The organism is uncultured Microbacterium sp. (genome assembly GCF_963528945.1).
GTDB lineage: Bacteria > Actinomycetota > Actinomycetes > Actinomycetales > Microbacteriaceae > Microbacterium.
Genome location: NZ_CAURWX010000001.1, coordinates 703,905 through 725,809 on the forward strand (window position 1 = coordinate 703,905; position 21,905 = coordinate 725,809).

19 protein-coding genes are annotated in these 21,905 nt (G+C 70.0%); 15 read left to right on the forward strand and 4 right to left on the reverse strand.

Annotated features, from left to right (window positions below; all coding sequences use genetic code 11):
* The first annotated feature begins 21 nt into the window (after positions 1–21).
* The 11 genes from RWS82_RS03195 (at position 22) to RWS82_RS03245 (ending at position 12,369) form a co-directional block, all read left to right on the forward strand.
* Positions 22–579: a F0F1 ATP synthase subunit B gene (locus RWS82_RS03195; protein WP_314097611.1), complete on the forward strand. Its 558-nt coding sequence runs from the start codon at positions 22–24 to the stop codon at positions 577–579.
* Positions 579–1,367, forward strand: a complete 789-nt coding sequence (locus tag RWS82_RS03200; RefSeq protein WP_314646833.1) for a F0F1 ATP synthase subunit delta — start codon at positions 579–581, stop codon at positions 1,365–1,367. The genes RWS82_RS03195 and RWS82_RS03200 overlap by 1 nt, the downstream gene beginning before the upstream one ends.
* Positions 1,368–1,414: 47 nt before the next feature.
* Positions 1,415–3,055, forward strand: a complete 1,641-nt coding sequence (gene atpA / locus RWS82_RS03205) for a F0F1 ATP synthase subunit alpha (protein ID WP_314646836.1) — start codon at positions 1,415–1,417, stop codon at positions 3,053–3,055.
* Positions 3,056–3,074: 19 nt separating this feature from the next.
* A complete protein-coding gene (locus RWS82_RS03210; RefSeq protein ID WP_314646838.1) occupies positions 3,075–3,971 on the forward strand; it encodes a F0F1 ATP synthase subunit gamma in 897 nt (298 codons plus the stop codon).
* A 26-nt stretch (positions 3,972–3,997) separates the two neighbouring features.
* On the forward strand, positions 3,998–5,452 hold the full coding sequence (atpD, locus tag RWS82_RS03215; RefSeq protein ID WP_314646840.1) for a F0F1 ATP synthase subunit beta: 1,455 nt from the start codon (positions 3,998–4,000) through the stop codon (positions 5,450–5,452).
* A 2-nt stretch (positions 5,453–5,454) separates the two neighbouring features.
* Positions 5,455–5,715, forward strand: coding sequence for a F0F1 ATP synthase subunit epsilon (locus tag RWS82_RS03220; protein WP_314646841.1), 261 nt, complete (start codon positions 5,455–5,457; stop codon positions 5,713–5,715).
* A gap of 71 nt (positions 5,716–5,786) precedes the next feature.
* Positions 5,787–6,545 carry a peroxide stress protein YaaA gene (locus RWS82_RS03225; protein ID WP_314646843.1) on the forward strand — a complete coding sequence of 253 codons (759 nt, stop codon included), beginning with the start codon at positions 5,787–5,789 and terminating at the stop codon, positions 6,543–6,545.
* 123 nt (positions 6,546–6,668) lie between these two features.
* Positions 6,669–7,481: a DUF5684 domain-containing protein gene (locus RWS82_RS03230; RefSeq protein ID WP_314646846.1), complete on the forward strand. Its 813-nt coding sequence runs from the start codon at positions 6,669–6,671 to the stop codon at positions 7,479–7,481.
* 96 nt (positions 7,482–7,577) lie between these two features.
* A complete protein-coding gene (locus RWS82_RS03235) occupies positions 7,578–8,561 on the forward strand; it encodes an aldo/keto reductase (protein WP_314646848.1) in 984 nt (327 codons plus the stop codon).
* A gap of 78 nt (positions 8,562–8,639) precedes the next feature.
* Positions 8,640–9,440 (forward strand): protein phosphatase 2C domain-containing protein, encoded by an 801-nt coding sequence (locus RWS82_RS03240; protein WP_314646850.1) that lies wholly within the window; start codon positions 8,640–8,642, stop codon positions 9,438–9,440.
* Positions 9,441–9,498: 58 nt separating this feature from the next.
* Positions 9,499–12,369, forward strand: coding sequence for an FtsK/SpoIIIE domain-containing protein (locus RWS82_RS03245; RefSeq protein WP_314646852.1), 2,871 nt, complete (start codon positions 9,499–9,501; stop codon positions 12,367–12,369).
* A 30-nt stretch (positions 12,370–12,399) separates the two neighbouring features.
* On the opposite strand, the gene RWS82_RS03250 is transcribed toward RWS82_RS03245, so the two are convergent.
* Entirely contained in the window at positions 12,400–13,395 is a 996-nt protein-coding gene (locus RWS82_RS03250) for an asparaginase (RefSeq protein ID WP_314646854.1), read from the reverse strand.
* A gap of 85 nt (positions 13,396–13,480) precedes the next feature.
* Between RWS82_RS03250 and RWS82_RS03255 the strand changes: the two genes are divergently transcribed.
* Positions 13,481–13,975 carry an OsmC family protein gene (locus RWS82_RS03255; RefSeq protein WP_314646857.1) on the forward strand — a complete coding sequence of 165 codons (495 nt, stop codon included), beginning with the start codon at positions 13,481–13,483 and terminating at the stop codon, positions 13,973–13,975.
* 3 nt (positions 13,976–13,978) lie between these two features.
* On the opposite strand, the gene RWS82_RS03260 is transcribed toward RWS82_RS03255, so the two are convergent.
* Positions 13,979–14,758 (reverse strand): lysophospholipid acyltransferase family protein, encoded by a 780-nt coding sequence (locus RWS82_RS03260; RefSeq protein ID WP_314646859.1) that lies wholly within the window; start codon positions 14,756–14,758, stop codon positions 13,979–13,981.
* Positions 14,759–14,880: 122 nt separating this feature from the next.
* Between RWS82_RS03260 and RWS82_RS03265 the strand changes: the two genes are divergently transcribed.
* Both RWS82_RS03265 and dxr read left to right on the forward strand, forming a co-directional pair.
* On the forward strand, positions 14,881–15,837 hold the full coding sequence (locus tag RWS82_RS03265) for an FKBP-type peptidyl-prolyl cis-trans isomerase (RefSeq protein WP_314646862.1): 957 nt from the start codon (positions 14,881–14,883) through the stop codon (positions 15,835–15,837).
* A 37-nt stretch (positions 15,838–15,874) separates the two neighbouring features.
* On the forward strand, positions 15,875–16,957 hold the full coding sequence (gene dxr, locus RWS82_RS03270) for a 1-deoxy-D-xylulose-5-phosphate reductoisomerase (RefSeq protein ID WP_314646864.1): 1,083 nt from the start codon (positions 15,875–15,877) through the stop codon (positions 16,955–16,957).
* A 16-nt stretch (positions 16,958–16,973) separates the two neighbouring features.
* On the opposite strand, the gene RWS82_RS03275 is transcribed toward dxr, so the two are convergent.
* Complete coding sequence (locus RWS82_RS03275) at positions 16,974–18,596, reverse strand: UDP-N-acetylmuramoyl-L-alanyl-D-glutamate--2,6-diaminopimelate ligase (protein WP_314646867.1); 1,623 nt, start codon at positions 18,594–18,596, stop codon at positions 16,974–16,976.
* 61 nt (positions 18,597–18,657) lie between these two features.
* Here RWS82_RS03275 and RWS82_RS03280 point away from each other — a divergent pair, with 61 nt between their 5' ends.
* Positions 18,658–19,971 carry a site-2 protease family protein gene (locus RWS82_RS03280; protein ID WP_314646870.1) on the forward strand — a complete coding sequence of 438 codons (1,314 nt, stop codon included), beginning with the start codon at positions 18,658–18,660 and terminating at the stop codon, positions 19,969–19,971.
* 35 nt (positions 19,972–20,006) lie between these two features.
* Here the strand turns inward: RWS82_RS03280 and RWS82_RS03285 are convergent, their stop codons facing one another.
* The gene (locus RWS82_RS03285) at positions 20,007–21,893 is read right to left on the reverse strand and encodes a chorismate-binding protein (RefSeq protein WP_314646871.1); all 1,887 of its coding nucleotides are present in this window, start codon (positions 21,891–21,893) and stop codon (positions 20,007–20,009) included.
* Positions 21,894–21,905 lie beyond the last annotated feature (12 nt).

Below are 21,905 nucleotides of genomic sequence, written 5' to 3' on the forward strand. Positions count from 1 at the left end.
CCGACTTCTGAAGGAGACAGGATGCTGAACGCTCTTGTCACGAACCTCGCAGCTGAGGGTGAGGCGGCCCACAACCCGCTGATCCCGGCGTGGTACGACATCATCTGGTCGGGCCTGTGGTTCGTCATCATCCTCGCGGTGGTGTGGAAGGTCGCTCTTCCGAAGCTGACGAAGATGCTCGACGAGCGGTCCGCCGCCATCGAGGGCAACATCGCGAAGGCCGACGAGGCGCAGAAGCAGGCCGAGGCGGCACTCGAGGAGTACACGCGTCAGCTGGCCGAGGCCCGCACCGAGGCCGGTGAGATCCGCGAGGCCGCCCGTGAGGACGGCAAGAAGATCGTCGCCGAAGCCAAGGAGACGGCGTCGACCGAGGCCGCGCGTCTGACCGCGACCGCGCACACGCAGATCGAGGCCGAGCGCCAGGCGGCGCTCGTCTCCCTGCGCAGCGAGGTCGGAACGCTCGCTCTCGACCTCGCCGGCGGCGTGGTCGGAGAGACGCTCTCCGACGACGCACGTGCGACGGCTGTCGTCGATCGCTTCCTCGCCGACCTCGAGGCATCCGAGAAGGCGGCTCAGTAATGGGCAGCGCGACCACTCAGGCACTCGCGGCATCCATCCAGACGCTTGCCGCAGCGAACGGCGTCACCCTCGAGACCGCGCGCGAGCTCTTCGCCGCCGCGCAGGCCATCGGGGAGTCGTCGCAGCTGAGCGGCGCGCTGGCCGACCCGGCGGCACCCGCCGCAGCGAGGCAGAACGTCGTGTCCGCCGTCTTCTCCGGGCTGTCGGAGAACACGCGCACCGTTCTCAAGACGGTCGTCACCGAGCGCTGGTCGAACGCCGACGAACTCATCGACGGTATCGACGAGCTCGCGATCCGCGCCGCCACCATCGCCGACTCGGGCGCCGACATCGAGGGCGAGCTCTTCGGCTTCTCCCGTGTCGTCGCATCGAACCCCGAGTTGGAACTTGCCCTGGGCAGCCGACTCGGCGGTCGCGACGCGAAGGTGGCTCTCATCGATCGGCTCCTCGCCGGGACGACGAGCGCCCCCGCGGCGCTGATCGTCACGTCGATGGTGCGTCAGCCGCGCGAGCGGCGGATCCGTCAGCTGCTGAGCCGCGCGATGCGGATCGTCTCCGACCAGCGTGATCGCGTGGTCGCGACGGTCTACAGCGCGTCCGCTCTCAGCGACGCCCAGCGCGCACGCCTCGCCGACGCGCTCTCCCGTCGCTACGGCGGAGAGATCGCGCTCAACGTCGTCATCGACCCGACCGTCCTCGGAGGCCTGCGCGTGCAGATCGCCGACGACGTCATCGACGGCAGCATCGCCGCCCGTCTCGCAGACCTTCGCCAGAAGCTCGCGGGCTAACACGACTTCGCGCGGGGAACCGCGCACCCAGATACAAAGGGAAGACAATGGCAGAACTATCGATCAGCCCCGACGTCATCCGTGACGCGCTGAAGGACTTCGCCGCCGCCTACGAGCCCACCGGGGCCGCGGCGACCGAGGTCGGCACCGTCATCGACGCCGCAGACGGCATCGCGCACGTCGAAGGACTGCCCGGTGTCATGGCCAACGAGCTGGTGACGTTCCAGAACGGCGTGAAGGGCCTCGCCCTGAACCTCGACGAGCACGAGATCGGTGTGGTCATCCTCGGAGACTTCACCGGCATCGAGGCCGGCCAGGAGGTCACGCGCACCGGAGAGGTCCTGTCGGTCCCCGTGGGCGACGGCTACCTCGGCCGCGTGGTCGACCCGCTCGGCAACCCGATCGACGGCCTCGGCACCATCGCGACGGAGGGCGTCCGCGAGCTCGAACTGCAGGCGCCCGGTGTCATGCAGCGCAAGTCGGTTCACGAGCCGATGCAGACCGGCATCAAGGCGATCGACGCGATGATCCCCGTGGGTCGCGGCCAGCGCCAGCTCATCATCGGCGACCGCCAGACCGGCAAGACGGCCATCGCGATCGACACGATCATCAACCAGAAGGCCAACTGGGAGTCGGGCGACGTCAACAAGCAGGTGCGCTGCATCTACGTCGCCATCGGCCAGAAGGGCTCGACCATCGCCTCGGTGAAGGGCGCGCTCGAAGAGGCCGGTGCTCTGGAGTACACGACGATCGTCGCCGCTCCGGCATCCGACCCCGCCGGCTTCAAGTACCTCGCCCCCTACACCGGTTCGGCCATCGGCCAGCACTGGATGTACGGCGGCAAGCACGTGCTCATCATCTTCGACGACCTGTCGAAGCAGGCCGAGGCCTACCGTGCCGTGTCGCTGCTGCTCCGCCGCCCGCCGGGCCGCGAGGCGTACCCCGGCGACGTCTTCTACCTGCACTCCCGTCTGCTCGAGCGGTGCGCGAAGCTGTCCGACGAGCTCGGCGCCGGCTCGATGACCGGTCTCCCGATCATCGAGACCAAGGCGAACGACGTGTCGGCGTACATCCCGACCAACGTGATCTCGATCACCGACGGCCAGATCTTCCTGCAGTCCGACCTCTTCAACGCCAACCAGCGTCCGGCGGTCGACGTGGGTATCTCGGTCTCGCGAGTCGGCGGTGACGCTCAGGTCAAGTCGATCAAGAAGGTCTCGGGAACGTTGAAGCTCGAGCTGGCGCAGTACCGGTCGCTCGAGGCGTTCGCGATGTTCGCCTCCGACCTCGACGCGGCATCGCGCCGTCAGCTCTCGCGTGGTGCGCGTCTGACCGAGCTGCTCAAGCAGCCGCAGTACTCGCCGTACCCCGTCGAGGAGCAGGTCGTCTCGATCTGGGCCGGCACGAACGGCAAGCTCGACACGATCGAGGTCGAAGACGTGCTGCGCTTCGAGCGCGAGCTGCTCGACTACCTGCGTCGCAACACGCAGGTGCTCGACACGCTGCGCGCGACGAACGTCCTCGACGACGACACCGTCGCCGAGCTCGGCAAGGCCACCGACGCCTTCATCCTGGAGTTCCAGGGTGGCAAGGGCGGCGCGATCGGGGCCCCCGGCCACGAGGAGCACGCGGCGGCCGAGGCGGACGACGTCAACCAGGAGAAGATCGTCAAGGGTCGTCGCGCGTAATCGCGTGAGGTACTGATACATGGGCGCACAACTCCGGGTCTACAAGCAGAAGATCAGTTCTGCTCAGACGACCAAGAAGATCACGAAGGCGATGGAACTCATCGCGGCTTCGCGCATCCAGAAGGCGATGGGACGCGTCAAGGCGTCCACTCCCTTCGCGCGGGCCGTGACGAGGGCCGTGTCGGCCGTCGCGACGCACTCGAGCGTCGATCACCCGCTCACCCGCGAGCCCGAGCAGATCCGCCGTTCCGCGGTGGTCATCTTCTCGTCGGACCGCGGCCTGGCCGGCGCGTTCAACTCGCAGATCCTCCGTGAGGGTCTCGAGGTGGCCGAGCTGCTGCGCAGCCAGGGCAAGGAGCCGGTGTTCTACCTCGTCGGCCGCAAGGCCGTGGGCTACTTCCAGTTCCGTCGCATCGCGTCGGCTGCGCAGTGGACCGGCGACACCGACACCCCGTCGTTCCAGACCGCCGAGGAGATCTCGGCGACCCTGCTCGACGCGTTCTCCCGCGGGGGTGACGACGGTGGCGTCGACGAGATCCACCTCGTCTTCAACCGGTTCGTCAGCATGATGACGCAGTCTCCGGAATCCGTCCGTCTGCTCCCGCTCGAGATCGCGGAAGCCGACGAGTCGGAGGCCGGCAGCGCCATCTACCCGCTGTACGAATTCGAGCCGGATGCCGAGACCGTGCTGGACGCGATCCTCCCGGTGTACATCCAGAGCCGTGTCTTCAACGCACTGCTGCAGTCGTCCGCCGCGAAGCAGGCGGCGACGCAGAAGGCGATGAAGTCCGCCAGCGACAACGCCGACAAGTTGATCACCGACTACACCCGCCTGCGCAACAACGCGCGTCAGGCCGAGATCACCCAGCAGATCGCCGAGATCGTCGGTGGCGCCGACGCTCTCGCTTCGAGCTGACAGACCCTCAGGAAAGAGACGAAGAAATGACCACCACCGCCACGGCTGACCAGCCCGCGACCGCGGTCGTCGGGCGCGTCGCACGCGTCAACGGTCCGGTTGTCGACATCGAGTTCCCGCACGACTCGATCCCCGACATCTACAACGCCCTGAAGACCACGATCACCATCGGTGACGAGGCGACCGAGATCACCCTCGAGGTCGCTCAGCACCTCGGCGACGACCTCGTCCGCGCCATCGCGCTGAAGCCGACCGACGGCATCGTCCGCGGCCAGGAGGTGCGCGACACCGGCGAGGCCATCTCCGTGCCCGTCGGCGACGTCACCAAGGGCAAGGTCTTCAACGTGATCGGCGAGGTTCTGAACCTCGAGCCCGGTGAGACCATCGAGGTCACCGAGCGTTGGCCCATCCACCGCAAGGCCCCGAACTTCGACCAGCTGGAGTCCAAGACCCAGATGTTCGAGACCGGCATCAAGTCGATCGACCTCCTGACCCCCTACGTGCTGGGTGGAAAGATCGGTCTGTTCGGTGGCGCCGGCGTGGGCAAGACCGTCCTCATCCAGGAGATGATCCAGCGTGTCGCACAGGATCACGGTGGTGTGTCGGTGTTCGCCGGTGTCGGCGAGCGCACCCGTGAGGGCAACGACCTCATCCACGAGATGGAGGAGGCGGGCGTCTTCGACAAGACCGCCCTCGTCTTCGGCCAGATGGACGAGCCGCCGGGGACGCGTCTTCGCGTCGCGCTGTCGGCCCTGACCATGGCGGAGTACTTCCGCGATGTGCAGAAGCAGGACGTGCTGCTCTTCATCGACAACATCTTCCGCTTCACGCAGGCGGGTTCCGAGGTCTCCACGCTGCTCGGCCGCATGCCGTCCGCCGTGGGGTACCAGCCGAACCTCGCCGACGAGATGGGTCTGCTCCAGGAGCGCATCACGTCGACCCGCGGTCACTCGATCACCTCCCTCCAGGCGATCTACGTGCCGGCCGATGACTACACCGACCCGGCTCCGGCGACGACGTTCGCCCACCTCGATGCGACCACCGAGCTCTCGCGTGAGATCGCGTCGAAGGGTCTGTACCCCGCCATCGACCCGCTGACCTCGACGTCGCGCATCATGGACCCCCGCTACTTGGGCGAGGACCACTACCGCGTGGCGACCACCGTCAAGCAGATCCTCCAGAAGAACAAGGAGCTGCAGGAGATCATCGCCATCCTCGGTGTCGACGAGCTCTCCGAGGAAGACAAGATCGTCGTGTCGCGTGCACGCCGCATCCAGCAGTTCCTCTCGCAGAACACCTACATGGCCAAGAAGTTCACGGGTGTCGAGGGTTCGACCGTGCCGCTCAAGGAGACCATCGAGTCGTTCGATGCGATCACGCGCGGTGACTTCGACCACGTCGCCGAGCAGGCCTTCTTCAACGTCGGTGGCATCTCCGACGTCGAAGAGCAGTGGGCGAAGATCCAGAAGGAGAACGCCTGACCATGGCGCTCAACGTCAGCCTCGTCTCCGCCGACGCGGAGGTCTGGACGGGAGAGGCGAGCCTCGTGATCGCCAAGACCGTCGAGGGCGAGATCGGCTTCATGTCCGGCCACGAGCCGGTGCTGGCGATCCTCGCCGAGGGCCAGGTCCGCATCACGCAGACCGACGGCACCAAGGTGCTCGCGAACGCGCAGGACGGCTTCCTCTCGATGGAGGGCAACGTCCTGACGATCGTCGCCGGCAACGCGGCTCTCATCTCCTAGCAGTCCCTCGATGCGCCCGCCTCGACCCTTCCGGGTCGCAGGCGGGCGCATCTGTCTTCCCCGGAGGCTTCGTGAAGATCCTGCTCCCGCCGTCGGAGACCAAGCACTCCGGTGGCGACGGTCCCGCCCTCGACTTCGCCGGTCTCGCGCTGCCGTCGCTCCTCCCGCAGCGCACCGCCGTGGTCGAGGCACTGGTCGCCCTCTCCGGCGATGAGGTGGCCGCGCAACGGGTGTTGAAGCTCAGCGCACGCCAACTCGGAGACATCGCTCACAATCGCGCGCTCGCGACGGCGCCCACGATGCCCGCGGTGGATCGCTACACGGGCGTGCTCTTCGACGCCCTTGATGCGGCATCGCTCGGCGGGGCATCGCGGCGGTGGCTGGGGAGTCACGTGTGGATCCATTCGGCTCCGTTCGGTCCGATCGGCGCTCTCGACGGCATCCCGGCCTATCGACTCGCTGCCGGCACGTCGCTGCCGGGCGTGCCCGCACTGCGGCGTCATTGGGCGGCGGCCACGACTCAGGCGATCGCCGAGGAGGCGCCGTCATTCGTTCTCGATCTGCGCAGTGAGGCGTACGGAGCGCTCGGACCGATTCCCGCGGCGATCGCGTCGGCCTACGTTCGCGTCGTCACGGATGACGGCAACGGAGGCACGCGCGCGCTCAACCACTTCAACAAGAAGGCGAAGGGCCATCTCGTGCGCGCGCTGGCCGAAGACCGTCCCTCGATCACGACCGCTCGCGGACTGCGCGCCTGGGCGGAGCGGCGGGGCATCATCGTGCGGGATGCCCGCGACGCGGGCGTATGGGAGCTCGTCGTCACGGAGTGAGGGGTGGGGCCGGTACCGGCCTTCCGCGAAGCGCCGTCACGGTCGTTGCTCGGGTCATCGGCACACCGCTATGGTTGTGTCGCGGCGCGAACGGCGCCAGCTCCATCGGATCCGGAGGGGATCATGTACGACAACTACGGTTATGGGCTTTCAGGCGGCGCGCTCGTCGCGATGGTCCTGCTCTACACGATCGTGCCGCTCGCGATCTACGCGATCTACGCCTTCTTCTACATGAAGATCTTCGAAAAGGCCGGCGTGCAGGGCAAGTGGCGCGCGTGGGTCCCCGTGTACAACACGATGACCTTCTACAAGCTCGGCGACGTCAGCCCGTGGATCGTGCTCTACCTCGTCGGTGGCGCCATTCTCGGTTCGATCATCCCGTTCCTCGGCTGGTTCCTCATCCTTCCGCTCATCGCCCTCGCGGGTCGTGTCGTCGAGCTACTCGTCGCCTGGCGCGTGGGTCTGAAGCTGCAGAAGGACGCCGTGTGGCTCATCCTCTACTTCTTCCTCCCGCCGGTCTGGCTCGGTATCAACGCGTTCGACCAGTCGCGCTGGAACCCGAACATCGCGCCCGCTCCCTGGGGCGGCAACGCCCTTCTCGGCGACCGCACCGTCTGGGACGGCATCCCTCAGCAGCCGTCCGCCGCGGGCCCGCAGCCGGGCTACGGTGCTCAGCCGGGCTACGGTGCTCCCCAGGGCTACGCGCCGCCCGCTCCGCAGGGCTACGCGCCGCCGGCCCAGCCGGGGTACGCGCCGCCGGCTCAGCCCGGATACACACCGCCCGCACAGCCGGGATACGCGCCGCCGGCCCAGCCCGGATACACGCCTCCGGCGACCGGTGCTCCGCAGACGCCGCCCACGCCGCCGGCACCGCCCGCGGCACCGCCGGCAGCGCCGCCCGCACCGCCGACCAACCCGAACCAGCCCCCGGCCTGATTCGACGAAAGACCCCCGACTCTCCGGTCGGGGGTCTTTCGCTTTCCGTCCTCCACGACGCGCGAGCGGAGCAGCCGCCTGGGATAACGTGGAGGCATGGTCATGTCGCAGCGCCGCGTCGGCGCGTCCGGACTTCTCGTCTCCGCCACCGGCCTCGGATGCAACAACTTCGGCAGAGCCGGCACGGCCACCGAGAGCATCGAGGGCACGCGTGCGGTCATCGACGCGGCGATCGCCAACGGCATCACGCTGTTCGACACCGCTGACATGTACGGCGCCGTCGCCGGGACGAGCGAGACGCTCATGGGGGAGACGCTGCGCGGTCGGCGGGACCGTGTCGTGCTCGCGACCAAGTTCGGGCACGACCGCGACATGGGCTACGACTTCCCCGCAGCGCGGGGCTCGCGCCGCTATGTCCGGCTCGCGGTGGAGCAGTCGCTCCGCCGCCTGCAGACGGACTGGATCGACCTCTACCAGCTGCACCTGCCCGACCCCGAGACGCCCATCGCCGAGACCACGGATGCCCTCGACGAGCTCGTGCGTGAGGGTAAGATCCGGTACTACGGACACTCCAACTTCACCGGGTGGCAGATCGCCGAGGCCGAGTTCACCTCGGTCGCGCGGTCGACAGGGCGCTTCGTCTCGGCGCAGAACCACTACTCGCTCCTCGCGCGCGCGGCCGAACGAGAGGTGCTTCCCGCCGTCGAGCGATACGGCCTGGGATTCTTCCCGTTCTTCCCTCTGCACAACGGCTTGCTCACCGGCAAGTTCACCCGGGAGGGTGGGCCGGACGGCAGCCGCATCATGTCGACGCGTCGACACGTGTGGGAGAACGCTCCGTGGGACGCCGTCGAGGCCTTCCGCTCCTTCTGCGACGAGCGTGGCATCACGATGCTGCAGGCGGCGTTCGGCTGGCTGCTCGCACGCCCCGCCGTGTCGAGCGTGATCGCCGGTGCGACCTCCGTCGCACAGGTCGAGGCCAATGCCCAGGCGGGCGACGCCTGGCGACCCGACGCCGATGACCTCGCGGCGATCGACCGCATCTTCCCCCTTCCGGCTGATCCGGGAGCGCAGGTGTGAGCGGCATCCTCGCGTCGACTACGATGTGTGGGTACCTCGCGGCCGTCCGATCGGTCGCGGAATCACCGGAGGCAGCACGTGGCTGAGACGACAACGACGACGCAGAGCGTCACGGTCGCGCAGCGACGACTGCAGCTCTCCTGGGCGGGAGTGACGGATCAGGGGCGCCGTCGCGACACGAATCAAGACGCCTTCCTCGCCGAGTTCCCCCTGTTCGTCGTCGCCGACGGAATGGGCGGGCACGCAGGAGGCGAGATCGCGAGTCAGAGCACGGTGCAGCGTCTGCAGGCCATCGTGGCCGGCGGCGTGGCCCGCGCGCCGATCGAGAAGGCTCTCGAGATGGCCGTGGCCGACATCGCCGATCACCCCGAGACGACCGATGAGGGAACCGGCACCACGCTGACCGGCATCTTCCTCGAGTACGAGGACGGCGAGCCGCACTGGGTCTCGCTGAACATCGGCGATTCGCGCGTGTACCTGCTCCGCGATGATCGCCTGGTGCAGGTGACGACCGACCACTCCGTGGTGCAGGAGCTGATCGCCGCCGGCAAGCTGAGCCCGGAAGAGGCCGAGGGCCACCCCTACAGCAACGTCATCACGCGTGCGGTCGGCGCCAGCGAACTGACCGCGCCCGACTACCTCACCATCGACGTGCGCGCCGGCGACCGTTTCGTGATCTGCTCGGACGGGCTCACCAAGGAGCTCACCGATTACGGCATCCAGCATTTCCTCCGCGAGAACCCCGAGCCGGGACCCGCGGTCGACGCCATGCTGGCGGCCGCCCTCGAGAACGGCGGTCGTGACAACGTCACGCTCATCATCGTGCAGGTCGAGAACGTCGAAGACCCTTCCTCCACGGACGCCGCGTCGGACGACTGACTGCCGATTCGCGGAAATCTGCGGTTCACCCGGGCGCGGATGGCATCGAATGGGCGGCATGGAACCGCTGCCCATCGTCCTCCCCGCCGACCCGGCACCCCCGCGCCGGCAGTCGCTGCCCCTGCTCGCCTCGGTGATCCCGGTCGCCGCGGGCGTGGTGCTCTGGCTCGTGACTGGTTCGCTGCTCGCCCTCTGCTTCGCGGCGATCGGCCCGTTCATGCTGGCGGCCTCGGCCGTCGACCACGCGCGCACGCGGCGACGCGAGACGCGACGCCTCGACGCCGAGGCGCACGCGGCGTGGGGTCGAGCCGAACGCGAGCTGACTGAACTGCACGCCGCGGAACGACGTCGCCGGCAGGAAGCGCGACCCGATGTGCGGAGCTGCGTCGAGCGGGAGCCGCTTCCCGCCGCGGCAGGGCCCGACGCGACGACACCGGTGGTGGTGGGGCGTGGCGACATTCCGAGCATGGTGCGCACGACGGGCGGTGACGGCGAGCGTGCGCGGGCGTTCCAGGAACGCAGTCGCGTGCTGCGCGACGGGCCGATCGAGGCGCCGCTCGGCCGCGGGGTGTGCGTGCGCGGAGCGGCGCCCCTGACGGCGTCCGTGGTGCGCGCTCTCGTGCTGCAACTGTGCCTGCGGTACGACGCGACGCAGCTCGCGGTCGTTGGGGGAGACGGCCTCGACGCCGAGTTCGCCGACCTGCCTCACGCGCTCCGGAGAGCGGGTGCCTTCCGCCTCGGCGTGGGTACGGCTTCTCACCACCCGAGAGATGCGGATGCCTGGGTGCTGGCTCTGCGCGCCGACGAAGACGTTCCGCCGGGGTTCTCCACCGTCCTCGAGGTGCACGACGCCGGGAATGCCACGCTTCGCCGGCCAGACGGCGACTGCCGCATCCAGCCTGAAGGGATCTCCACACAGCAGTTCTCCGTGATCGCCGGTGCGCGAGTGCGGACGAGCGCGAACGACGCGGACGCTCTTCCCGCCCGCGTCGACCTCGCCGACCTCGGAGCCCCCTCCGCGGCCGACGGTCTGCCCGCAGCGATCGGGCGCGGGGCCGGCAACGAGACGACGATCGTCGACCTCGTCGAAGACGGACCGCACGCCATCGTGACGGGGACGACCGGCACGGGCAAGAGCGAGCTCCTCGTCTCCTGGGTCGCGGCGCTGGCTTCTTCGGCATCACCCGACCGCGTGGCGTTCGTGCTGGTCGATTTCAAGGGCGGCACGGCGTTCGAGCCGCTGCGCCCGCTCCCGCACGTGGCGGCGATCATCACCGACCTCGACGCCCGAGGCGCGCGTCGCGGCGTGCAGAGCCTCACCGCCGAGCTGCGGAGGCGCGAGGGAGTGCTGGCGTCGGCACGAGTGCGCGACGTGCGGGAGACGGCATTGCCCCGGCTGGTGATCGTCGTCGACGAGTTCGCCGCGCTCGTGAGCGAGCACCCCGATCTCGCGGCCATCTTCACCGACGTGGCCGCCCGCGGCCGCGCGCTCGGCATGCACCTCGTCCTCGGCACCCAGCGGGCGTCCGGGGTGATCAGGGACGCTCTCGCGGCGAACTGCCCGCTGCGGCTGAGCCTGCGGGTGAGCGATCCCGCCGACAGCCGCGCTGTGCTGGGCACGACGGCGGCGGCCGAGATCCCCGGCGGCGTACTCGCGCAGGGGCTGTGTCTGGTGCGGCGATCGGACGATGCCGCTCCTGCCCCCACGCGCGTCGCCCTGAGCCGGGCGTCGGACATCGACCGCATCTCACGTCAGTGGGCGGAGCACCCCCGGCGCGCGACGAGCCCGTGGTTGCCACCGCTTCCGGACGACCTCTCGCTGTCGGACCTCCGGCAGCGGGCGCCTCGAGGCGTCCCCGGGGTGCTGTGGGGGCTCTCGGACGCTCCCGACACGCAGTCCCAGCCCCCGGTCCTGCTCGATGTGGGCGGCGAGCGGGGTGTGAGCGTGATCGGCGCGTCGGGAAGCGGACGGACCACGGCGCTGCGCGCGCTCGCCCTCCAGCGGGACGACGCGGTGTGGATGCCCTCCGACCCCGAGGAGGCGTGGGACCGGGTGACCGCGCTGTCCGAGGGGGCGGAGCCGCTCCCGCCCCTGCTGCTCGTGGACGACCTCGACGCGCGCTTCGCGGAATTGCCCGCGGAGTACGCTCAGCAACTCGCGCAACGCTGGGAACAGGTCGTGCGGGCCGCATCCGGCACGACCATCGTGATGACGGCGATGCGTGCCGGGGGTCCGGCGGGCCGTCTGCTCGACATGCTGCCGCGTCGAGCGCTACTGCGCACCGGCAGCCGTATGGAGCACGTCGCCGCCGGGGGCGCCTCCGACGCCTGGGACGAGCGGCGCCCCGCCGGGCGTGCCCTCCTCGATGGACGTGAGATGCAGATCGTGCGGATGGAGTCTCGCCCCGATGACGGGGAGTCGAGCCTCCCCATGCCGCCGGGCCGCGCCGCCGCCACCGAGTGGATGCCGGAGATGCCGGTCTCCGCTCTCGTGTCGGCCGGGGCGCACGCCGTCGCGCGATCGCTTCAGGTCGCGTATCCGGGCGTCGACGTCTGGGCGCTGGGCCTCGCGGAAGGGAGCGACCGAGTGCGAGCGCTCGATCGCTCATCGGGGGGCCGGGCGCAGATCATCGTCGGCGAGGGCGACGCCTGGCAACGGGAATGGGCGCTATGGCAGCGTGTGCGTGCGGAGGGCGAGGTGCTGGTGCGCGCAGAGCGTCCCGTCGAGCTGCGTCAGCTGGCGGGCGTGCGCGAGCTCCCGCCGTATGCCCGCCCGCACGCCGCCCGGGTCTGGGTCGTGCGCGGAGACCGGGCGCCGGTGCGTCGTGTGATCCCCGGACTCATCGGGGGAGAGGCGACCGCGGCTCGCACAGAGTCCGCCGACACCCTGCCCACACGGCGCCGTCTGCGGCAGGATGCGGGGCGGTGACGCGCGTCGTACGGGCCTGCAGCGGAATCGTCAGATCGCGTTGCCGGGTCGGATCGCGCCGACCGGCCGGCCGCCGCCCAGGACCGTCAGTGCGAGCGCCTCGCCGAGCTGCGCGACCTGCTCGGCCGAGAGGGCTCCGTGACGGGCGAGAAGAGTGGCCGCCGCGATCGTCGCCGCGCGCAGCGAGCCGTCGAGCATCTTCAGAGCCACAGTGGTGCCGTTCGGGGCGACCATGACCATGACGCCTTCGGCGCCGCCCTTGGCGAACACGCCCAACGACTCGATGGCGATGGTGTCGGGGCGACCAGGGCCCTCGATCGTCCACGGGTGCTCTCGCACGGCACGCACCAGCGCACCCGCGACACGATGAAGAGCGAAGGGCGACCGCTCCGAGGCGGTGCCCACGCGGTGGATGCCGCGCGCCAGCGCGGTGAGCGACATCGCGTAGACGGGTGCGCCGCAGCCGTCGATCGCCGTGTGGGCGACCTTCTCGCCGATCAGACGCTCCACCACCTCGCGGATGTGGACCTGCAGGGGATGGGAGGGGTCGAGATAGCCCTCGGTCGGCCAGCCCGTGGCCACGCACGCGCGCAGCATGGCCGCGTGCTTTCCGGAGCAGTTCATCCGCACCGCCGCGGGCGCCCCGTGCTCGCGGATCATGTCGTCGCGCGTGGCGACGTCGCCGGGCCACGCCGGCGGGCACGCCAGAGCGTCTTCGTTGAGTCCGACCTCGGCCAGCACGTCGCGGACCACGGCGGCATGGCGATCGGTCCCGGAGTGGCTCGCGGTCGACAGGGCCAGCTGCTCGCCGTCGAGGACCGCTCCGGCCGTGAGGCAGGCCACCGCCTGCAGGGGCTTCATGCTCGACCGCGGCAGGATCAGCGCTTCGGCGTTGCCGAGGCGCGCGACGACCTCCCCGTCGGGAGAGAGGACCACGGCCGCACCCACGTGACGCGACTCGACGAAACCACTCCGCTCGACCACGGCGAGCTCGACGGAATCCTGAACGGTGAGGGTCTCCAGCATCCGACAAGACTATCGCCCGCCCCCCGACCGGCCCGCCGCCCCGACACGGCTCGGGAGTGTCGGCGGGCGGTGCCACACTGGACCCATGACAGAGCAGAAGACCCGCGTGCTCGGCGAGCACCACTATGCGCTCACCACGGAGTGGACCGGCAACACGGGCACCGGCACGAGCGGCTACCGCGAGTACCGCCGCGACGTCACGGTCTCGGTCGAGGGCAAGCCCGAGCTGCTCGCCTCCGCGGACAAGCCGTTCCGCGGCGACCCCGGGCGATGGAACCCGGAGGACATGCTCCTCGCGTCACTCTCCGAATGCCACCTGCTGTCGTATCTGCACGCCTGCGTGACCGCGGGAGTGCGCGTCGTGTCGTACACCGACCGAGCGTCGGGACGTATGCGCGAAGACGGCCGGGGCGGCGGTGCATTCGTCGACGTGGTGCTGCGCCCGCAGGTCGTCGTCGCAGAAGCGTCGATGATCGAGGCGGCCGAACGTGCGCACGCCCAGGCGAACGCCTGGTGCTTCATCGCGAACTCGGTGAACTTCCCCGTGCGGCACGAGGCGACGGTCACCGCCGCGGAGTGACCGTCAGCGGCGTTCGTGCGGAAGGGCCTGCTTGATCTTCTCGATCGTGCCCTGCGCGGGGGACTCGTTGTACGTGCCCGCGAGCTCCTGCTCCGACAGGGCGTGAATTGCCGCCATGATCTCGTCTGTGGCCTGGCGTCGAGCGCGCCCGCTGCCGGCGGGGCCATGGCCCGAAAGGTCGAGCGGTTCTCCGAAGCGCACCGTGATGCGCTCCTTCATGGTCGGCATCTTGGCGCCGACGGGCATCACCTTGTCGGTCCCGATCAACCCCACCGGCACGACCGGAGCGCCGGTCTGCAACGCGAGGAACGCGACACCCGTGCGGCCCTTGTACAGGCGGCCATCGGTCGAACGCGTCCCCTCGGGGTACAGCGCCACCGCCAGTCCTTCGTCGAGCAGTTGCCGCTGCAGATCGAGGGCATCCAGCGCGGCCTGTCCGGCACCGCGGCGCACCGGTATGGCACCGATGGACTCGAAGAACGTCTTGCTCAACCATCCGCGGAAGCCCGTGCCCTCGAAGTAGCTCGACTTCGCGAGGAAGTGCACCGGTCGCGGCGCCGCGACGGGGATGGCGATCGAGTCGATGAACGACAGATGGTTGCTGGCGAAGATCACGGCCCCATCGAGGGGCACGTTGTCGCGACCCTCGATGCGCGGCCGGTACAGCAGCCGGGCGAGGGGGGTGATGAGGCTCCGCCCGAGCGCATACGCGAAGCCCGCGTGGCGAGGGGCGGAGCCCTGTTCTTCGGGGGCGTCCGGCTCTGCGGGCTGCTCGGAGGTCATCAGAGAAGGCTACTCCCGAATCCATGCCCGCCCTGGAATGCGCCGATCGGCCTTTCTCCCAGCGTGGGCAAAGCGAAATGCGAGAGGATGGAGCGTCCCGCCCGCGATCTCGAGGTTTCACTGTGCGCAAGCGTCCGCTCGTTCTCCTGTCCACCGTCGCTGCGGCGACCCTGATCCTGGCGGGCTGCTCGGGCGGTGCCGAGCCCGAGAGCTCGGCCACTCCCGACGCATCCGGCTCCAGCGAGTGCATGCTCGACGCGCAGCCGGGCGAGACCTCCGACGCCGTGACCGTCGAGGGCGAGGGTGCCGACGCGACCGTCTCCGTTCCCGCTGACGCCGCCTTCGCCGGCGTCGAGCGCACCGTGCTGTCGGAGGGCGACGGCGACGACGTCGTCAACGGCGACCTCGTGTCCGTCGCATTCCAGCTCGTCGAGGCGTCGACCGGAGAGATCGTCGACTCCTCGGCGCGTGGCGAAGACGGCGAGCTGCCCGTGCTGCTCGACCAGAACAGCTCGTCGCTCTTCCTGGCAGCGCTCGAGTGCCAGCCGCTCGGCACCCAGGTCGTGCTCGCCCTGCCGGGCAGTGTCTTCGGCGAGGGGCAGACCGACAAGGTCGTCTACGCCCAGGCCGTCGAGGAGCTGCCCGAGGTGGCGGACGGCACCCCCGTCGAGCCGACCGAGGGCATGCCGACCGTCGAGCTCGACGACGACGGTGCGCCGACCGTGACCATCCCGGATGGCGACGCCCCGACCGAGACCAAGGTCGCCCTGCTCAAGCAGGGCGACGGTGCGACCGTCGGCGAGGGCGACCTCGTCGTCGTGCAGTACCTGGGTGTGAAGTGGTCGGACGGCTCGGAGTTCGACTCGAGCTGGAGCCGCGACGCGGTTCCCTCCCAGTTCCAGACCACCGGCGTGGTGACCGGCTTCCGCAAGGCGCTGGAGGGTCAGCAGGTCGGCTCGCAGGTCGTCGTCGTGATGCCGCCGTCGGAGGGGTACGGCGCGAGCGAGGGACACGAGCTGCAGAACGAGAGCCTCGTGTTCGTCGTCGACATCCTCGCCACCACGCCGACCCAGCCCTGAGCGGGCCGAGCCGGGGGCGTGCCATAGGCTGGCGGGCATGCAGCGCGTCATCGTCCTCGGCTCCACCGGCTCCATCGGCACGCAGGCGCTCGACGTCATCCGCGCGAACCCCCGACGCTTCGAGCTCGTGGGTCTCGCGGCCGGATCCAACGCGGAGACGCTCGCGCAGCAGGCGCAGGACTTCCGCGTCGACAGCACCGCCCTCGGTGCCGCCGAGGCGGAGCAGCTGGTGCGCGACGTCGATGCCGACGTGGTGCTCAACGCGATCACCGGGTCTATCGGGCTGGGGTCCACCCTCGCCGCGCTGCAGGCCGGTCGTACGTTGGCGCTCGCCAACAAGGAGTCCCTGATCGTCGGCGGCGCGCTCGTGCAGCGCGCCGCCCGACCCGGCCAGATCGTGCCGGTCGACTCCGAGCATTCGGCGATCGCCCAGGCGCTGCGCAGCGGCGAGCGATCCGAGGTCCGGCGGCTCGTCGTCACGGCATCCGGCGGGCCCTTCCGCGGGCGCAGCCGCTCCGAGCTCGCCGATGTCACCCCGGCCGAGGCGCTCGCGCACCCGACGTGGGACATGGGGCGCATGGTGACGACCAATTCCGCGACCCTCGTGAACAAGGGGCTCGAGGTCATCGAGGCGCAGCTGCTCTTCGACGTGCCGTACGACGACATCGACGTGGTCGTGCATCCGCAATCGATCGTGCATTCGATGGTGGAGTTCATCGACGGATCGACGATCGCCCAGGCCTCGCCGCCCGACATGCGCCTGCCCATCTCGCTCGGTCTCGACTGGCCGAATAGGGTCGGGGGCGTGGGTCGTCCGCTCGATTGGACGACGGCCACGTCGTGGACGTTCGAGCCTCTCGACGACGACGCGTTCCCCGCGGTCGCCCTCGCGAAGACGGTCGGGCGCGCGGGCGCGACCTTCCCCGCCGTCTACAACGCCGCCAACGAGCAGGCCGTCGACGCCTTCCACGAGGGACGACTGCCGTTCCTCGGCATCGTCGACACGATCGCCGCGGTCGTCGATGCGCACGACGCGCCGGACGAGCTCACGGTGGAGTCGCTGAGCGACGCCGAGCGCTGGGCGCGGGAGACCGCGGACCGGATGATCGCCGCCCGCTGACCTTCGCCGACGCGGGTCAGTCCTCGTCGGGGTAGGGCAGGGGCCAGCGCGGCTCGGGCACCGGCCAGCCGGCGGCGCGCAGTGCACGGCGTGCGAGTTCGCGAGCCGAGTACGGCGTGCGGACGCCGCGGATGTCGCGGTAGTCCTGGTGCCCCGGTCCCGCCCACAGGATCGCGTCGCCGTCGCCGACGAGCGCGACCGCCTCAACGATCGCGGTCTCCGGCGGGGAGAACTCGTGGATCTCGGCATCCGGACGGGCGCGACGCGCCCCGGCGACGAGGGTCGCTCGGATGGACTCCGGGTCCTCGAACCGGGGGTGGTGGTCGGTGACGACCAGGATGTCGCTGCCCTCGACCGCCGTGCGCGCCATGTCGTAGCGCTTGCTGGCGTCGCGGTCGCCATCGGCGCCGAACAGCATCACGACGCGGCCAGGGGTGACCCGGCGCACGGCGGCGAGGGTCTTCTCGAATGCGTCGGGGGAGTGGCCGAAGTCGACGAAGACCGCCGGCCCGCGGTCGCCCGAGACGAGCTGCGTGCGCCCGGGGAGGTACGCGCGGATGCCGCCGTCGCGGTCGAGCGCATCGACGATGCGCTGCCACTCGTAGCCGCCTTCGAGCAGCATGACGATCGCGAGCGCGGCATTGGCCGCCATGTGCGGTCCGATGACCGGGACCGTGGTGGTGAGCGAGCCGGCGGGACCGGTCATCGTGAAAGTCGTGCCGCTCGCGCGCTCGTCCTGGATCGTGACGACCCAGTCCGCCCGGCCGGCGGCGTCGGCGTCCGCGGCGATGAGCGGGGTGCCGACCGTCACCACCGGGACCTCGGCGCGCTCCACCACGACGGCGCCGGAAGGCGAGTCGAGGCAGACAACGGCTCGTCCCGAACGGTCGGCGCGGAACAGCGGCAGCTTCGCCTCGAAGTACTCCTCCATATCGGCGTAGTCGTCGAGGTGGTCGTGGCTGAGGTTGGTGAATCCCGCGACGTCGAAGTGGATGCCGTCGACGCGGTGCCGTGACAGGGCCTGCGCGCTGACCTCGACGGCGACCGCCTCGACCTCGCGCTCGCGCATGAGGGCGAGCAGAGCGTGGAACTCGGATGCCTCGGGTGTCGTGAGGCGCGAGACGATGACCTCGCCGGCGATGTGACGCTCGGCGGTCGACGAGAGCCCGGTGACGACGCCGAGCTGGTCGAGGATGCCCTCGAGGAGATGGGACACGCTGGTCTTGCCGTTCGTGCCGGTCGTCGCGAACAGGAGCGGCAGGGGGTCGTCGGCGCCGGTGCCGTACACCCAGGCGCTGAGGTCCCCCAGCACGGCGCGGGGGTCGTCGACGACGAGGATCGGCAGACCGGCCGAGGCGGCGATGTCGGCTCCCGCGTCGTCGGTGATGACCGCGACGGCGCCCTTCTCGGCCGCGGCATCCGCGAACTCGGCGCCGTGCCGGTTCACGCCACGGATGGCGACGAACGCCTCTCCGGCTCGGAGATCGGCGGTCGCGAGGGTGATGCCGGAGACGACGACGCCGTCGACGGTGCCGCGCACCTCCCTGGCGAATCGTGCGGCGATTTCGGACAGCTCACGCCGGGGCGGGTTCGCGGGGCGGAGCACGGGAGGCAGGCTCGAGTTGTGTTCGATCGACATGTCTCTTCCATGATCGCATGCACGGGGCTGATTCCTAGGCGCGAGGCAGTAGCGTGAGCGGGTGGAAATCCTGCTCTATGCGGGTGGCATCCTCTTCATGCTGATCGGCCTCGGCCTCTCGATCGGTCTGCATGAGATCGGCCACCTCCTGCCCGCGAAGCTGTTCGGCGTGCGTGTCGGCCAGTACATGATCGGGTTCGGCCCGCGCATCTGGTCGCGCCGCATCGGCGAGACCGAATACGGCGTGAAGCTCCTGCCCGTCGGCGGGTTCATCTCGATGTCCGGCATGTATCCGGCGTCGCCGAGCGCGCGCCCGGTCGGCGGCCTGTTCCGCAGCCTCGTGCAGGATGCGAGGGCCGCGAACGACGAGACCATCGCCGAGGGCGAGGAGCACCGCGTCTTCTACCGCCTCCCGGTGTGGAAACGGGCGATCGTGATGTTCGGCGGTCCTCTCATGAACCTCCTGCTGGCGCTGCTGCTCTTCACGGTTCTCGCGTCGGGGATCGGGCTGCAGCAGGGCACGACGACCATCGCCTCGGTCACCCAGTGCGTCGTGCCGGCCGGGACGACGCAGGAGGCGTGCTCGGCTGACGACCCCGCGTCTCCCGCGGTCGAGGCGGGCGTCCGCCCCGGCGACGTCCTGGTGTCGATCGACGGCACCCCGGTGTCGACGTTCGCCGAGGCCACCGAGATCGTGCAGGCATCCCCCGGGAAGCCGCTGGACGTGGTGGTGAGGCGCGACGACGAAGACATGGCGCTGACGATCACGCCGATCGCCGCCGAACGCGAGCTCACCGACGCGACCGGTCGGCCGGTGCTCGACGACGACGGCGAGCAGGTCGTGCGCGAGGTGGGCTACGTGGGGATGGCGTCGCAGATGGGATTCGTGCCGCAACCGCTGACTGCAGGCCCGGAGATGGCGGTGGAGAACGTGGGGCGCGTCGCGTCGCTCATCGCGACGTTGCCGGTGCGCCTGTGGGACGTCGGGGCGTCGCTGGTGACGGGCACGGAGCGCGACCCGAACGGTCCGCTCAGCGTGGTGGGCGTCGGACGCATCGCGGGCGAGGTCGCGGCGACCGAGGCGCCCATCCTCAATCGCTTCGCCGTGCTGCTCAACCTGCTGGGTTCGCTCAACATCGCGCTGTTCGTCTTCAACCTCATCCCGTTGCTGCCGCTCGACGGCGGGCACATCGTCGTCGCGCTGTGGGAGGGCGTGAAGCGCGGCTGGGCTCGGGTCTTCCGCCGCCCACCGCCGGCACCCGTCGATGCGACACGTCTCGTGCCGCTGACGGTCGTGGTCGCGGTGCTGCTCATCGGCATGGGGGCGCTGCTCCTGGTCGCCGACGTCTTCAACCCGGTCGACCTGCTGCAGTAGCGACCCTCCCGCGACGCGGCGGGCCGCGCCCCGCGTCAGCTCTGCAGTGCGTGCGTCACGAGCCGCTCCAGCGTGCGGATGCCGTCGCGCGACAGGATCGATTCGAGGTGCCCCTGCACCGAGGCGAAGGCGGAGCCGCGGAGGGCGTAGACGTCGCCCGTCGCGGGATCGGCGGACACCTCGGCCGGGCCGACCGTCGTCACGCCGGGCGCGACGCGCGCCGTGAAGGTGTTGTAGAAGCCGATGGACGCCTGCTCGCCGAACACCGGAACCGGCTTCTGCAGACCCTGGTGGGGGGCATCGAGTGGGACGAGCGTGATGCCGAGTCCGTCGGCGAGGATCTGGTGGCTCAGGCAGACGGCGAGCAGGGGGGTTCCGTTCGCGCGGCGACGCCGCACGACCTCGCGCATCCGGGCGATGCGCGGGTTCGTCGCATCGCGGGGGTCACCGGGACCGGGTCCGGCGACGACGATGTCCGCAGCATCCGCCTCGGTGTCCGTCACCGAGTCCCACGGACGGATCGACACCTCGAAGCCCAGGTGCCTGAGCTGATGCGCGAGCATCGTCGTGAAGCGATCCTCGGCGTCGACGACCAGCGCGCGCCGTCCTGCGAACGGCCCCGTGTGGTCCTCCGACTGCGGGTCGAGCCAGAAGTCGGCCAGTCGTGAATTCCGCGACGCCAGAAGCTCCGCCACCGCGGGGTCGGCGGACAGGGCGGGCGCCTCGCCCGGGGCATCCGTGTCGTCGCGCGCCTCGGCTGCGCGGTCTCGGTCGATCGCCCCGATGGCCCCGAGCACGCCCGCGGCCTTGCCGTGCGTCTCGCCCACCTCGCCGAGAGGATCGGAGTGGCGCACGAGGGTCGCCCCGACGGGTACGCGGACCTCGCCGTCGACGACGTAGACGGTACGAATGAGGATGGGGGCGTCGAGGTCGTGTCCGCCCTCGGCATTCGGCGTGAACAGGGCGGCGACGCCCGAGTAGTAGCCCCGCGGACGCGTCTCGTGACGCCGGATCACCGCGCAGGCGTTCTGCATGGGCGACCCCGTGACGGTCGGCGCGAACATCGTCTCGCGGAGGATGTCGCGCGGATCGAGCCGGCTGCGTCCGCGAAGCATGTACTCCGTGTGGGTGAGCCGCGACATCTCCTTGAGGTGCGGGCCCGTGATGCGACCGCCGTCGGAGCAGACGGCGCTCATCATCTTGAGCTCCTCGTCGACGACCATGAAGAGCTCCTCGGTCTCCTTGGTGGAGGAGAGGAAATCGACGAGCGTCTCCCGGGTGGCGCCGCCCGCCGGATGACGGAACGTTCCCGAGATGGGATTCATGGTGACCACGCCCTCGCGCGCGACGACGTGCGCCTCGGGGCTCGCGCCGACCGCGATGTGACCCGGCGTGAACACGGCGAACGTCCAGTACGCACCGCGCTCATGTGCGAGGAGCGCACGGAACCAGGTGAGGGCGGCCGTGCGGTCGTCGCTCTCGATGCGGGCGGTGAAGTCTCGGCGGATCACGAAGTTGGCGCCCTCGCCGCGTCCGATCTCGTCGGCGATGACGGTCTCGACGATGCGCGCGTACTCGTCGTCGGAGATGTCGAAGCCGTCATCGTGGAGGGCGACCTCGGCGGTGGGCAGCGCAGCGAGCAGCGCCGGCATCGGCAGACGCAGGTGCTCTTCGACCACGAGGCAGCGCAGCGGCGCGCCGTCGTCTTGGGCGACGAAACCGCGCTCGCGCACCTGCCGGTACGGCACCAGCGCGAACACCTCGTTCGGCGTGCCGGCGGAGGAGAGAGGGATATCGGCCAGCAGGTCGACGTCGACCACGTCGCCGGTCAGCAGCTCGACGTCGTCGGCGCCGTCGCGGGCGATGAGGACGAACGAGGAGGAGGGATCCGCGGCGAGCTCCGCCAGTCGTGCGAGTGTCATCGATGTCTCCTG